The organism is Streptomyces fulvorobeus, from assembly GCF_013167895.1.
In the GTDB taxonomy this organism is placed as follows: domain Bacteria; phylum Actinomycetota; class Actinomycetes; order Streptomycetales; family Streptomycetaceae; genus Streptomyces; species Streptomyces fulvorobeus.
This window is the reverse complement of sequence record NZ_BLWC01000001.1, coordinates 1244468-1257275: the sequence shown is the minus strand read 5'-3', so window position 1 is coordinate 1257275 and position 12808 is coordinate 1244468. Positions and strand designations below refer to the sequence as shown.

Sequence of the window (12808 nt, the reverse complement as noted above, 5' to 3'; positions counted from 1 at the left end):
GCGGGCAAAAGAATGCGGGAAGCTGCTTTCTTCAAAGCAGCTTCCCGCATTGGTTAATTCTCTGGTCTATTCACTGGGCCAGGTTTCCGAAACGGCGCTGCGGGCAGCCTCGACATCGACCTGCCGGCCGTGTTCGGCCAGCGCCGACCCCAGAGCGGTGAGCGAGGACAGCACCGCGCCCCGCGTCGCGTCCGCACCGTAGTGGTTGACCCGGATCATCTCCCCGGCCAGCGCCCCGCCCCCCGCGACCAGCGGCAGTGACGGGTCGGCCGAGAGCGCCCGCGCGACCAGCGAGGCGGCGTCGACACCCGCCGGGGCCCGCAGGGTCGTGGCGACCGGCGCCGCGTCCCGGGCATCCTCCACGTACGGACCGAAGCCCCCGCCGAGGGCCAGGACACCCGCCCGGGTCGCCGCCGCCGCCGAGGCGTGGCGGGCGGTCACCGCTGCCAGACCCTCGCGCTCGATCCGCTCCACGCAGGCTTCGAGCGCCAGCATCTCCAGCTGCGCGGGCGCGTGCGGCAGGACGGTGCGGCCGGCGTCGATCCAGCGCTCCTTCCAGTCCAGGAGGGAGAGGTAGGAGCGCCGGGGAGCCCGGGGGTTGGCGGCGAGGCGCTCCCAGGCGCGCTCGCTCACCGACACCGCCGACACTCCGGCGGGGCCGCCCATCGCCTTCTGCGCGCCGATCACGCAGAGGTCGACGCCCCAGGCGTCGGGCAGCAGAGGCTCGGCGCCCACCGAGGCGACGGCGTCCAGCATGAACAGCGCGCCGTGCGCCCGTACCACCTCACCGATCGCCGCCACCGGATTGGTGTTGCCGGTCGCCGCCTCGGCGTGGACCAGCGAGACGAAGTCGGTCCCGGGGTGCGCGGCCAGTGCCTCCGCCACCTGGTCCGCCGTGACCGCCGTGTGGAACGGCACCGCGAGGTCGACGACCTCGGCCCCGCAGTCCCGCAGCCAGTTGCCGAAGGTCTGTCCGTAGGGACCGGTGACGATGTTCAGCGCGGTCGAACCGGGCCGGGCGCCGCCCCGGACACAGCCTTCGAGGGGCAGCAGCGCCTCGCCCTGCATGATCACGACGTCCGCCTCCGTGGCGAGGAGGCCGGCCACCCGCCGCTCGACGGCCGCGAAGTGCGCGGCGCTGAGAGGGGCGAGGTCGAGGAAGGGGTGCGTCACGGTGGTGCTCTCTTCGGATCGGTCAGGGGTTCGCGCGCGGTCGGCCCGACCAGGTGCGAACAGTGCAGGGTCGAGGGTACCGAGGGCCTCGTACAGTGCCGCCTATGAGTGATCACGAGAAGCCGCGGGTCCTGCGGGTGAAGGGGCGGGTGCTCGTCGGCCCGGACGAGGTGCGGGACGGACTGTGGGCCGTCGGCGGCAGGATCTCCTACGAGCGGCCGCCCGGCGCGGACGACGCGGTGACCGTCACCGGCTGGGCGCTGCCGGGCCTGGTGGACGCGCACTGCCACGTCGGCCTCGACCGCCACGGCCCCGTCGACGCGGCGACCGCCGAGCGGCAGGCCCTCGCCGACCGTGCGGCCGGCACCCTGCTCATCCGGGACGCCGGATCGCCTTCCGACACCCGGTGGATGGACGACCGCGAGGAGCTGCCGAAGATCATCCGGGCAGGCCGCCACATCGCCAGGACCCGCCGCTACATCCGTGACTACGCCCACGAGATCGAGCCGGGCGACCTCGTCGCCTTCGTCGCGCGGGAGGCGCGGCGCGGCGACGGCTGGGTGAAGCTGGTGGGCGACTGGATCGACCGCGAGGCCGGGGACCTGACGGCGTGCTGGCCGCGCGGCGAGGTCGAGGCGGCCATCGCCGAGGCCCACCGGCTGGGAGCCCGCGTCACCGCCCACTGCTTCGCCGAGGCGGCGCTGCGCGATCTCGTGGAGGCCGGGATCGACTGCGTCGAGCACGCGACGGGACTGACCGAGGACACCGTCCCGCTCTTCGCCGAGCGCGGCGTGGCGATCGTGCCGACCCTGGTCAACATCGCCACGTTCCCGGCCCTGGCGGCGGGCGGTGAGGCGAAGTTCCCCCGCTGGTCGGCCCATATGCGCCGGCTGTACGAGCGCCGCTACGACACGGTGCGCGCCGCGTACGACGCGGGCGTCCCGGTCTTCGTCGGCACCGACGCGGGCGGCTCGCTGGCCCACGGTCTGGTCGCGGCGGAGGTCGCCGAACTGGTCAAGGCGGGCATCCCGCCCCTCGAAGCCCTCTCGGCCACGGCCTGGGGCGCGCGGCGGTGGCTCGGCCGGCCGGCCCTGGAGGAGGGTGCCCCCGCCGACCTCGTGGTGTACGACGAGGACCCGCGCGCGGATGTACGGGTGCTTGCGGCGCCCCGAAGGATCGTGCTGAACGGCCGTGTGATCGGCTGACCCGATGATCGGCCCGGGTGCGGCGCCGTGTTGACAGCCGGTGTTCTGGGCGGGCCCGTGCGGTGGGAGAACTCCCGCGCGCACCCCGGGTCCGTCAACCGCCGCGCCCCGGTCCCCCGTGAAACGGGTGACTCCAGGGAACGCACGTGCCGGAAGAATCGAATATCCGCACGGAAACCCCCCTTTGGGGTGAACTGACGCCAGGTGTCCGACAGTTCACCCTCCGTGCGTAAGGATTCACGGAGTCGAGGCCGTCGGCGCCCGCGATGTCCCCCGTTGGGCGGCGCAGACGGCTCCATGTCTCTTGTGGGGGTTCCACCATCTTGAACAGCAACACCTTCCGCCTCGCCGCCCTGGCGGCCGTCGCCGCCCCTGTCGCGCTGCTTGCCGCCGTCCCCGCGCAGGCCGCCACCGCGACCACGGTCACCGGCGACGGAAAGGCGAGCGCGGTCGTACTGCGCACCGCGCTCGACGTCTCACTCGCGAACAAGACGGTCAACGTTCCGCTGAGGACCACGCTCAACGAGGTGCGGGCCCCCGCGAGCGCCGGGAAGACCGCGCTCAGCGCCCAGCTCGACGGTGTGCACGGAGGGAACCCCTTCAGCGTGCTGAAGGCCGACGTGGCCACCGCCGAGGCGACCGTGGACGAGCGCGGGGCCGAGGGCCGCTCCCACCTCGCGAAGGCCACCGTCCATGTGCCGGGCCTGCCGCTCGTCCCGCTCATCGAGGTGGAGAAGGTCACCTCCAGTGCCGTCTGCCAGGCCGGCCGCAAGCCGGTCGCGGAGTCGAACGTGCTCGGGCACGTCTCGGTCCTCGGCAAGGAGGTCACGCTCACCGCGGGCGGTACCACCCGCGTGCAGGCGCCGGGCGTCGGCGAGGTGACCCTCGACCTGTCGAGGACGGGGACCACCTCGCGCACCGCAGCGGCCGTCGCTCTCCAGCTCAGGGTGTCGGTCGACCCGCTGGAACTCGGCGTCGCCGAGGTGAACGGCCAGGTGACCCTGGTGGAGGCCACCTGCGAGACCCCGAAGGCGCCGCGGAAGCCCGGCGGCGAAGTGAAGCCGCAGACCGGGACCAGCCCCGCCCCCGTCGCCGAGGAGCCGAACCTCGCGGAGACCGGCGGCAGTTCCACGACCCCCTACCTCGCGGGCGGCTCGGTGCTGCTGCTGGCAGCGGGCGCGGCAGCCACCGTGGTGGCCCGCAGGCGCTCCCAGGGCTGACGAGCGCCTGCCGGACGGGCCCGGCAAGGACAGCCGGCCCGTCCGGCACGGGGCACTCAGCCGCCGGGTCTCCTGGGCAGCGCCTGGAGCGCCTGGTCGAACGCCTGGAGGAAGCGGTTGGTCGTCACCCGGTCCCGTACGGCCAGCCGCAGCCACTGCGGCCCGAGTCCGGGGAAGGTGTCACCGCGCCGCGCCGCGAACCCCAGGGACCGCAGCCGCTCCCGGATCTCCGCCGCCCGCTCGACCCGCAGCAGGACGAACGGACCCTGGGCCGGCTCCACCACCCGTATCTCCCCGAACTCCGCGAGACCGGCCAGCAGATGGGCCCGGTCCACCGCGATCCGTTCGGCCGCCCCCGCCGCCTCGGCCAGCGCCCTCGGCTCCATGCACGCCTCGGCCGCCGCCAGCGCGGGGGAGGAGACCGGCCACAGCGGCTGCGCCTCCTGGAGGACGGCGATCGTCGCCGGGTCGGCCAGCACGTATCCGATCCGCAGTCCGGCGAGCCCCCAGGTCTTGGTGAGACTGCGCAGGACGACGAGCCCGGGGACGTCCGTGCGCCCGCAGAGTGCCTCCCGCTCACCCGGCACCGCGTCCATGAACGCCTCGTCCACGACCAGCGTCCGGCCGGGGCGGGCCAGCTTCTCCACGACACCCGCCGGGTGGAGCACCGACGTCGGGTTGGTCGGATTGCCGATCACCACCAGATCGGCGTCCTCGGGCACCATCGCCGGATCGAGCTGGAAACCGTCAGCGGGGCGCAGCAGCACCCGCCCCACCTCGTGCCCGGCCGCCCGCAGCGCGGCCTCCGGCTCGGTGAACTGCGGGTGCACGACCACCGGCCGCCGGGCGGGCAGCGCGCGGGCGATCAGCACGAACGCCTCCGCCGCACCCGCCGTCAGGAGTACCCGCTCCACCGGCACGCCGTGCCGCGCGGCGACGGCGGCCCGCGCGGGCCGGCCGTCCGGATAGGCGGCCAGTGACCCGAGGGAGAGGGCGATGCGCTCCCGCAGCCAGGCGGGGGGAGTGCCGGTGCGTACGTTGACTGCGAGGTCGGTCAGATCGTGGCCGCGTACCTCCGCGTCACCGTGGTGGCGCAGGTCGGGCCCGCTGACGTCGAGGTCCTTCGTGGGGGGTTCATGGCAGCCATGGTGAACGGCTCCGGCCCGTACGTCACCGGTGGGGCCGACATCGATTCGGCGACGGGCCGCCGGACCACCGCGCAGGTCACCGATGAGATGCCTCCGGCCCCGGGTGCCGACTTCCGTTTGGGGACCAGCAGTTCGCCGCCACCGATCAGCGCGGCGGCCTCGGCGACCGACGGTGTGCCCGTCGCGTCGCGGACCGTGCCGGAGGGGTGCGGGACCCGCACCCGGGCCAGTTCCCGCGCCCGGTGGGCGCGCACCGGCACCCCGAGCCCGGCCGCCGCGCCCACGATGCCGGGCTCGTCCGCCTTCGAGTCGACGGTGGCCAGCTCCACGACCTCCGCCGCGTCCAGCCCGGCCGTCCGCAGGGTGGCGGCGATCAGCTCAAGCACCTCGTCGGCCGGAGCCCCCCTGCGGGCTCCGACGCCCACGACGAGGGAGGCGGGGGAGGTCACGGTGCGGAGTCCTCCGGTACGCGGACGCCCCCGTCACCGGTCACGGGAACCGCCCCGGGTGAGGGCGCCCTGAGATGCGCGCGGGGGCGCCGATCGGCTAGCAAGGGGGCATGGCGGTGTTCGTCGCGCTCGGCGCGTTCCTGATGACTCTGGCCGGCGGCTGGGTCGCGCAACGCGTCACCGACCGCCGCCACCTGGTGCTCGGCCTCGCGGGCGGGCTGATGCTCGGTGTGGTCGGGCTGGACCTTCTGCCCGAGGCGGTCGAGGCGGCGGGCGGCGAGGTCTTCGGTGTGCCGGCCGCCCTCCTGCTCTTCGTGGGCGGTTTCCTGGTGGCCCATCTGGTGGAGCGGCTGCTCGCCGGACGCCAGGCGGCACACGGGGCGGGCGACGGACGGGTGCCGCAGGTCGGCCTGACCGCGGCGGCGGCGATGGTGGGCCACAGCCTGATGGACGGCATCGCGCTCGGCGCCGCTTTCCAGATCGGCGGCGGCATGGGAGCCGCCGTCGCCCTCGCCGTCATCACCCACGACTTCGCCGACGGATTCAACACGTACACACTCACCAGGCTCTACGGCAACGCCCGCCGCAAGGCGATGCTGATGCTCTTCGCGGACGCGCTGGCCCCGATCGTGGGCGCGGCGACGACGCTGCTGTTCACCCTTCCGGAGGAACTGCTCGGCTGTTATCTCGGCTTCTTCGGCGGCGCCCTGCTCTACCTCGCCGCCGCCGAGATCCTGCCCGAGGCACACCACACCCACCCGGCCCGTTCGACCCTGCTGTGCACGGTCGCGGGGGTGGGCTTCATCTGGCTGGTCGTGGGCGTCGCCGAGTGAGAGCGGCGCCACCGGACGGACCGAGGCGCCCGCTCCCATCAGCTCATCCCCGGCACTTCTCCACGAAGCGCCCGGCCACACCGGGGGACGCCGCCCAGTGGGTGTGCAGATAGCTCGCGTGCACGCCCCCCTGCACGAACCCCTCCACGCGCCGCTCCGGCTGGTGCATCCCCCAGGCGGGCGTGGGCCCCGCGCCGGGTTCCAGGACCGTGCGGTGGAACTCGTGACCGCGCATCCGGGTCCCCGCCACCGCCAGGACGCTGTCGGACACCGCCACCGCCTGCCGGTAACCGAGTGTCAGCCGCTCCGACATTCGGGCCTCCGCGTCCAGCACCCCGCACATCGGCCGCCCGTCCAGCTCGCGCGCCAGGTACAGGAGCCCGGCGCACTCGGCGGCTACCGGGGCGCCGCTCCGCGCCAGTTCCGTCACCGCCAGGCGCAGCGGTTCGTTCGCCGACAGCTCCGGCGCGTACATCTCGGGGAAGCCGCCTCCCACGACGAGCCCCGAGGTCCCCGCGGGGAGCTTCTCGTCGCGCAGCGGATCGAAGACGACGACCTCGGCACCGGCCGCCGTGAGCAGTTCGGCGTGCTCGGCGTACGCGAACGTGAACGCCGCCCCGCCCGCCACGGCCACCACGGGCCGCTCACCCGCCACGGGGACCTCGTCCGCTCCCCGCTGAGGCTCCCAGACCTCCTCGGGCAGCGCGGGCGCGGTCCGGGCCAGCGCCAGCAGCGCGTCCAGATCGCAGCCGGCCCGGACCCGCTCGGCCATGGCCCGTACGGCATCGACGGCGTCCGTGGCCCGCTCGGCCACCGGGACGAGACCGAGATGCCGGGACGGCGTCGCCATCTGCGCGGACCGCCGCAGCACCCCGAGCACGGGCAGCCCCGACTCGTCGAGCGCCTCGCGGAGCAACGCCTCGTGCCGGTCGGACGCCACCTTGTTCAGGATCACCCCGCCGATCCGCACCCCCGGGTCCCAGGAAGCGAAACCGTGCACCAGCGCCGCCACGGAACGCGACTGCGACGAGGCGTCCACCACGAGCACCACGGGTGCCCGCAGCAGCTTCGACACCTGGGCGGTGGAGGCCAGTTCACCCTGGCCCGACGCGCCGTCGTACAGCCCCATGACGCCCTCGATCACCGCGAGGTCGCAGCCGCCCGCCCCATGGGCGAACAGCGGGGCGATCAGCTCGGGACCGCACATGTACGCGTCGAGGTTGCGGCCCGGGCGGCCGGTCGCCAGCGCGTGGTACCCGGGATCGATGTAGTCCGGGCCCACCTTGTGCGGGGACACGGCGAGGCCGCGGCCCGCGAAGGCCGCCATCAGCCCCGTGGCGACGGTGGTCTTGCCGCTGCCGGACGCCGGAGCGGCGATGACCAGACGCGGAACGCTCACCACTCGATGCCCCTCTGGCCCTTCTGGCCCGCGTCCATCGGGTGCTTGACCTTCGACATGTCGGTCACCAGGTCGGCGGCCTCGACCAGCTTGTCCGGAGCGTTGCGCCCCGTGATCACCACATGCTGCGTCCCGGGACGGTCGCGCATCACCTGGACCACCTCGTCGGTGTCTATCCAGCCCCAGTGCATCGGGTAGGCGAACTCGTCCAGGACGTACAGCTTGTACGTCTCGGCGGCCAGGTCGCGCTTGACCTGCTCCCACCCCTCGCGGGCCTTCTCCTCGTTGTCGAGCTGGTTGTCCCGCTGGACCCAGGACCACCCCTCACCCATCTTGTGCCAGTCGACGGTGCCGCCCTCCCCGCTCGCGCCGAGCACCTTCAGGGCGTTCTCCTCACCGACCTTCCACTTCGCCGACTTCACGAACTGGAACACCCCGATCGGCCAGCCCTGGTTCCAGGCGCGCAGCGCCAGGCCGAAGGCCGCGGTCGACTTCCCCTTGCCTGTGCCGGTGTGCACGAACAGCAGCGGGCGATTGCGCCGCTGACGGGTGGTGAGCCCGTCGTCCGGTACCGATGTCGGCTGTCCCTGTGGCATCAAGCGGCCCTCCCGGCTGCGGATACGTCCTTCACGAGCCCGACGATCGTGTCGGCCCGCAGTTCGTCGAGCGTGACGGCGCTGCCGCCGAGATCCCGGGCCAGCTGTGCGGCGAGCCCGAGCCGTACGATCCCCGACTCGCAGTCCACGACGACGGAGGCGGTGCCCTCGGCGGCGTGCAGCCGTCCCGCCCGCGCCGCCAGCGCCAGCGGGTCGGGGCCCCCCGTGGCCCGCCCGTCCGTCACCACGAGCAGCAGCGGCCGCCGCGAGGGATCACGCAGCCGCTCCACCCGGAGCACGTCATGGGCCTTCAGCAGCCCCGCGGCCAGCGGGGTGCGCCCGCCGGTCGGCAGGGACTCCAGCCGCGCGGCGGCCGCGTCCACCGACGACGTCGGAGGCAGCACCACCTCGGCGTCCTGGCCCCGGAAGGTGATCAGGCCGACCTTGTCCCGCCTCTGGTAGGCGTCCAGCAGCAGCGACATCACCGCGCCCTTGACGGCGCTCATCCGCTGCCTGGCCGCCATCGACCCGGAGGCGTCCACGACGAACAGCACGAGATTGCCCTCGCGCCCCTCCCGCGTCGCCTGCCGCAGATCGTCGCGCCGGACCACGAGCCCCCGCCCCGACCTGCCCCGGGCGCGCTGATGCGGCGCGGCCGCCTGCACGGTCGCCGCCAGGTGCAGCTTCGTCAGCGCCCCCTGGGGCCGCCGCGAGCCGGTCGTACGGCCGTGCTCGGTACGCGCCCGCGAGCGCCGTCCCGCCGCGCCCTCGCCCAGCCCCGGCACGCTCAGCATCTTGGTGCGGAAGGGCTCCGCCGCGCGTACGGGCCGCTGCTCACCGCCCCCGGCCGGCCGGCCCCCCGCGGGCGTGTCACCGCCACCGTCCGACGACTGTCCGGGCGCGTCGGGGCCGTCGCCCTGAGGCGGCACGCCACCGCCGCCGCCCCCGTCCGGCCCGTCGGGCTCCGGATCGTCGTCCCCCTCTCGTTCGCCCTCGCCCGTGTCCCCGCCTGTGTCACCGTCCGGCGCGGCGTCCTGGAGGGTGTCGTCGAGCTTGTCCTCGTCGAGTCCCGGCGCGTCGAACGGATTGCGCCGCCGCCGGTGGGGGAGTGCGAGCAGCGCCGCCTGGCGCACGTCCTCGGCGAGCACTTCGTCGCGCCCTGCCCAGGCGGCCAGCGCCGTGGAGGTACGCGCCATGACGATGTCGGCACGCATCCCGTCCACCTCGAAGGCCGCGCAGGTCGCCGCGATCTGCCGCAACACGCCGTCTCCGAGGACGACATGGGGCAACAGGGCGCGCGCGGCGGCGATCCGCTCCCGCAACTCGCCCTCCTGGCCGGCCCACCGGGCGGCGAATCCGGCGGGGTCGTCGTCGTAGGCGAGCCGCCGCCGTACGACCTCGACCCGCAGATCGGTGTCGCGGGAGGCCGCGACCTCGACGGTGAGCCCGAACCGGTCGAGCAACTGGGGCCGCAGCTCGCCCTCTTCGGGGTTCATCGTCCCCACCAGCAGGAAACGCGCCGCGTGCCGTACGGAGACGCCTTCGCGCTCCACGTACGAGGCGCCCATGGCGGCCGCGTCGAGCAGCAGGTCCACGAGGTGGTCGTGGAGCAGGTTGACCTCGTCGACGTACAGGATGCCGCGGTGCGCGTCGGCGAGGAGCCCCGGCTCGAACGCCTTCACGCCCTCGGAGAGCGCCCGCTCGATGTCCAGTGCCCCGACGAGCCGATCCTCGGAGGCCCCGACGGGCAGCTCGACGGTCCGCGCGGCCCGCGACACACCGCCCGCGCTCTCGTGGGGGCCGTCCGGACACGCCGGGTCGGGCCCCGCCGGATCACACGAGAACCGGCACCCCGCGACCACGGAGACCTCGGGCATGAGCGCGGCGAGGGCCCGCACGGCGGTGGACTTGGCGGTCCCCTTCTCCCCCCGCACGAGGACCCCGCCGACCGCCGGACTGACGGCGTTCAGCAGCAGCCCGAGCCGCAGATCGTCCTGCCCGACGATGGCGGTGAAAGGATAGGGCGTACTCACAGGGCCTCCTCAGTCGCATGCACATCTGTTTCCATGACCACACGCCCGGCGCCATCGATCCCGGCGTCATCGATCCCGGGCCCGGCCTTCTCAAGCCCGTCCGGCGATCGATGACCGGGGCCCGGGGCGGAGCCCCGGTCACGGGAAGGGGCGGGGAGGGGAAGACCCGCCGCAGGCGCACCAACAGGCGTACCCGCAGACCCCGCACCCACCGGCGCACCCGGCGGTACGAACGGCAGCCCCCGCGGCGCCCCGCCCTCGATCAGCCGCCACAGCGCGTCCGTGTCCGCGTGCTCCTCGACCAGATCCCCCAGCCGGTCCAGCTGCTCCTCCCGCAGCGCCTCGAACTCCGTGTCCGGCGCCGCCACGAACCGCCGCCCCGCCGCCCGCGCGACCTCCGCGAGGAACCGCCGCCGGAACGCGTCGCTCTCCAGCGACCCGTGCCAGTGCGTCCCCCACACCGCGCCGACCCGGCAGCCGTCCAGAAACGGTTCGCCGCCCCGCACGTCGGCGACCCCGTGATGGATCTCATACCCTTCGACCGGTTCTCCGAGTGCCGAGCCGACCGGCCGTGCCAGCGTCTTCTCCCGGTCGAACCTGATCCGCACCGGCAGCAGGCCCAGCCCGTCGACCCGCCCGGCCCGCGACTCCACCTCGTCCTCGATCTGCTCGCCGAGCATCTGGAAACCGCCGCAGATCCCCAGCACCGGGCGCCCTTCGGCGGCCCGCCGCACCAGGGCGTCCGCGAGCCCCCGCTCGCGCAGCCAGGCCAGTGCCCGCACCGTGCCACGCGTGCCCGGCACGATCACCAGATCCGCGTCGGCCAGTTCCGCCGCCCGGTCCACGAACCGCACGACGACACCCGGCTCGGCGGCCAGCGCGTCCACATCGGTGAAGTTCGACATCAGCGGTACGGCGCACACCGCGACCCGCAGCACGTCCTCGCCGTGCGGCGCGCTGACGGCGGACTCCCGTACGGAGCCGCGCAGCGACACCCGCAGCCCGTCCTCCTCGTCGATGCCAAGGCCGTGGGTGAACGGCAGCACCCCGTAGGTCCGCCGCCCCGTGAGCTCGTACAGCATGTCGAGCCCCGGCTCCAGCAACGAGACGTCACCCCGGAACTTGTTCACGAGGTAGCCCGCGACCAGCGCTTGGTCCTCCGCGCTGAGCAGGGCCGTCGTACCGAAGAACGAGGCGAAGACGCCACCGCGGTCGATGTCCCCGACCACCAGCACGGGGAAGCGCGCGGCCCGTGCGATGCCCATGTTCACGATGTCCGTACGCCGCAGGTTGATCTCGGCCGGACTGCCCGCCCCCTCGCAGATCACGGCGTCATATGTGCCCCGTAGCTGCTCCAGGCAGTCCACGACGGTCCCGAACAGCGATTCCTGCCGCCCCCCGTGGTAGCCGCGCGCGCTCATCTCGCCCACCGGTCTGCCCATCAGGACCACCTGGCTCGACCGGTCGCTGCCGGGCTTGAGCAGCACCGGGTTCATCAGCGCGGTCGGCTCCACCCGGGCGGCCTGCGCCTGCATGGCCTGGGCGCGCCCGATCTCTGCGCCGCCACGGGTGACGAACGAGTTCAGCGACATGTTCTGCGCCTTGAACGGCGCGACCTTCACCCCCTGCCGAACCAGCCACCGGCAGATCCCCGCCGTGACCACGCTCTTGCCCGCGTCCGACGTGGTCCCCGCGACCAGCAGCCCGCCGCTCATATCCCTCTCCGTCCCACGATCAGCCGGCCGGCCACACAGACGCCGAGGGCCAGCGCACTCACCCGGCGCGACAGCCGCACCGCGCGTTCGATATCCGCGGTCTCCACCGCGCGGCCGGCCGCCCCGTTGAGCACCGGCCGGTGCTCAACCCGGCCGCCGTACGCGACGGTTCCGCCGAGCCGTACGCCGAGCGCGCCGGCGAACGACGCCTCGACCGGTCCCGCGTTGGGGCTCGGGTGGCTGCCCGCGTCCGCACGCCAGGCCCGGACCGCCTGCCGGGGGCGGCCCCCGGCGGCGACGGCGAGCGCCGCGGTGAGCCGGGCCCCCGGCCAGCCCGCGAGGTCGTCGAGGCGGGCGGAGGCCCAGCCGTAGCGCCGGTACTGGGGTGACTTGTGCCCGACCATGGCGTCCAGGGTGTTGACGGCCCGGAAGGCGACGAGACCGGGTACGCCGCCCACCGCGCCCCAGACGAGGGCGCCGACGACGGCGTCGGAGGTGTTCTCGGCGACGGACTCGACCACGGCGCGGGCGATCTGGGGCCCGTCGAGCGCCTGCGGATCGCGTCCGCACAGGTGCGGCAGCCGTTCGCGGGCCGTGTCCAGGTCTCCGGCGGCGAGCGCGCCACCGATGGCCCGCGCCTCGCGGCCCAGGGTGGTGCCGCCGACGACGGACCAGGTGGCGGCGGCGGTCAGCGCGACGGCGGCGGCGGGCCGGCCGCGGACGGCGCGGGCGGTGAGCGCGGCGGCGCCGGCGGCTCCTCCGGCGCAGATCAGGGTGTGGAGCGCGCCCCAGCCGCGGTGGTCGCGCCAGAGGCGGTTCTCGACCTCGGCGGCGGCCCGGCCGAACACGGCGACGGGGTGGCCCCTGCGGGGGTCACCCAGGAGCAGGTCGCCGATCAGACCGGTCGTGGCGCCGTACGCGAAGATGCGGTCGGCACGCATGGCTCAGCCCGCCGATGCACGGGGCGTTCTGCTGACGGGTGACAGGGGATCGGGCACACAGCGGCCGGGCATGACGTATGTCCTCACTCAGGGTCC

General features: G+C 74.2%; 9 protein-coding genes and 1 pseudogene. 3 read left to right on the top strand and 7 right to left on the bottom strand.

Features of this window, described 5'->3' with window-relative positions; all coding sequences use genetic code 11:
- Positions 1-66: 66 nt before the first annotated feature.
- Positions 67-1173: a pyridoxal-phosphate-dependent aminotransferase family protein gene (locus tag Sfulv_RS05625; RefSeq protein ID WP_173312224.1), complete on the bottom strand. Its 1107-nt coding sequence runs from the start codon at positions 1171-1173 to the stop codon at positions 67-69.
- Positions 1174-1277: 104 nt separating this feature from the next.
- Here Sfulv_RS05625 and Sfulv_RS05620 point away from each other — a divergent pair, with 104 nt between their 5' ends.
- Positions 1278-2378 carry an amidohydrolase family protein gene (locus tag Sfulv_RS05620; RefSeq protein WP_173312221.1) on the top strand — a complete coding sequence of 367 codons (1101 nt, stop codon included), beginning with the start codon at positions 1278-1280 and terminating at the stop codon, positions 2376-2378.
- A 323-nt stretch (positions 2379-2701) separates the two neighbouring features.
- On the top strand, positions 2702-3598 hold the full coding sequence (locus Sfulv_RS05615; protein WP_281385752.1) for an SCO1860 family LAETG-anchored protein: 897 nt from the start codon (positions 2702-2704) through the stop codon (positions 3596-3598).
- A 56-nt stretch (positions 3599-3654) separates the two neighbouring features.
- On the opposite strand, the pseudogene cobC reads toward Sfulv_RS05615, so the two are convergent.
- A pseudogene (gene cobC, locus Sfulv_RS05610) lies at positions 3655-5195 on the bottom strand (Rv2231c family histidinol phosphate aminotransferase CobC).
- 110 nt (positions 5196-5305) lie between these two features.
- On the opposite strand from cobC, the gene Sfulv_RS05600 reads away from it, so the two are divergent.
- Complete coding sequence (locus Sfulv_RS05600) at positions 5306-6028, top strand: ZIP family metal transporter (RefSeq protein WP_173312212.1); 723 nt, start codon at positions 5306-5308, stop codon at positions 6026-6028.
- A gap of 43 nt (positions 6029-6071) precedes the next feature.
- On the opposite strand, the gene Sfulv_RS05595 is transcribed toward Sfulv_RS05600, so the two are convergent.
- Genes Sfulv_RS05595 through Sfulv_RS05575 form a run of 5 tightly spaced genes read right to left on the bottom strand, consistent with a single transcriptional unit; the run spans position 6072 to position 12712 of the window.
- Positions 6072-7430: a cobyrinic acid a,c-diamide synthase CobB gene (locus Sfulv_RS05595; RefSeq protein WP_173312209.1), complete on the bottom strand. Its 1359-nt coding sequence runs from the start codon at positions 7428-7430 to the stop codon at positions 6072-6074.
- Positions 7424-8023, bottom strand: coding sequence for a cob(I)yrinic acid a,c-diamide adenosyltransferase (gene cobO / locus Sfulv_RS05590; protein WP_173312206.1), 600 nt, complete (start codon positions 8021-8023; stop codon positions 7424-7426). The genes Sfulv_RS05595 and cobO overlap by 7 nt, the downstream gene beginning before the upstream one ends.
- Complete coding sequence (locus Sfulv_RS05585; RefSeq protein WP_173312202.1) at positions 8023-10056, bottom strand: putative cobaltochelatase; 2034 nt, start codon at positions 10054-10056, stop codon at positions 8023-8025. Before Sfulv_RS05585 ends, cobO begins: the two co-directional genes overlap by 1 nt.
- On the bottom strand, positions 10053-11771 hold the full coding sequence (locus Sfulv_RS05580; protein ID WP_173312199.1) for a cobyric acid synthase: 1719 nt from the start codon (positions 11769-11771) through the stop codon (positions 10053-10055). Before Sfulv_RS05580 ends, Sfulv_RS05585 begins: the two co-directional genes overlap by 4 nt.
- Complete coding sequence (locus Sfulv_RS05575) at positions 11768-12712, bottom strand: cobalamin biosynthesis protein (protein ID WP_173312196.1); 945 nt, start codon at positions 12710-12712, stop codon at positions 11768-11770. Before Sfulv_RS05575 ends, Sfulv_RS05580 begins: the two co-directional genes overlap by 4 nt.
- Positions 12713-12808: the final 96 nt, after the last annotated feature.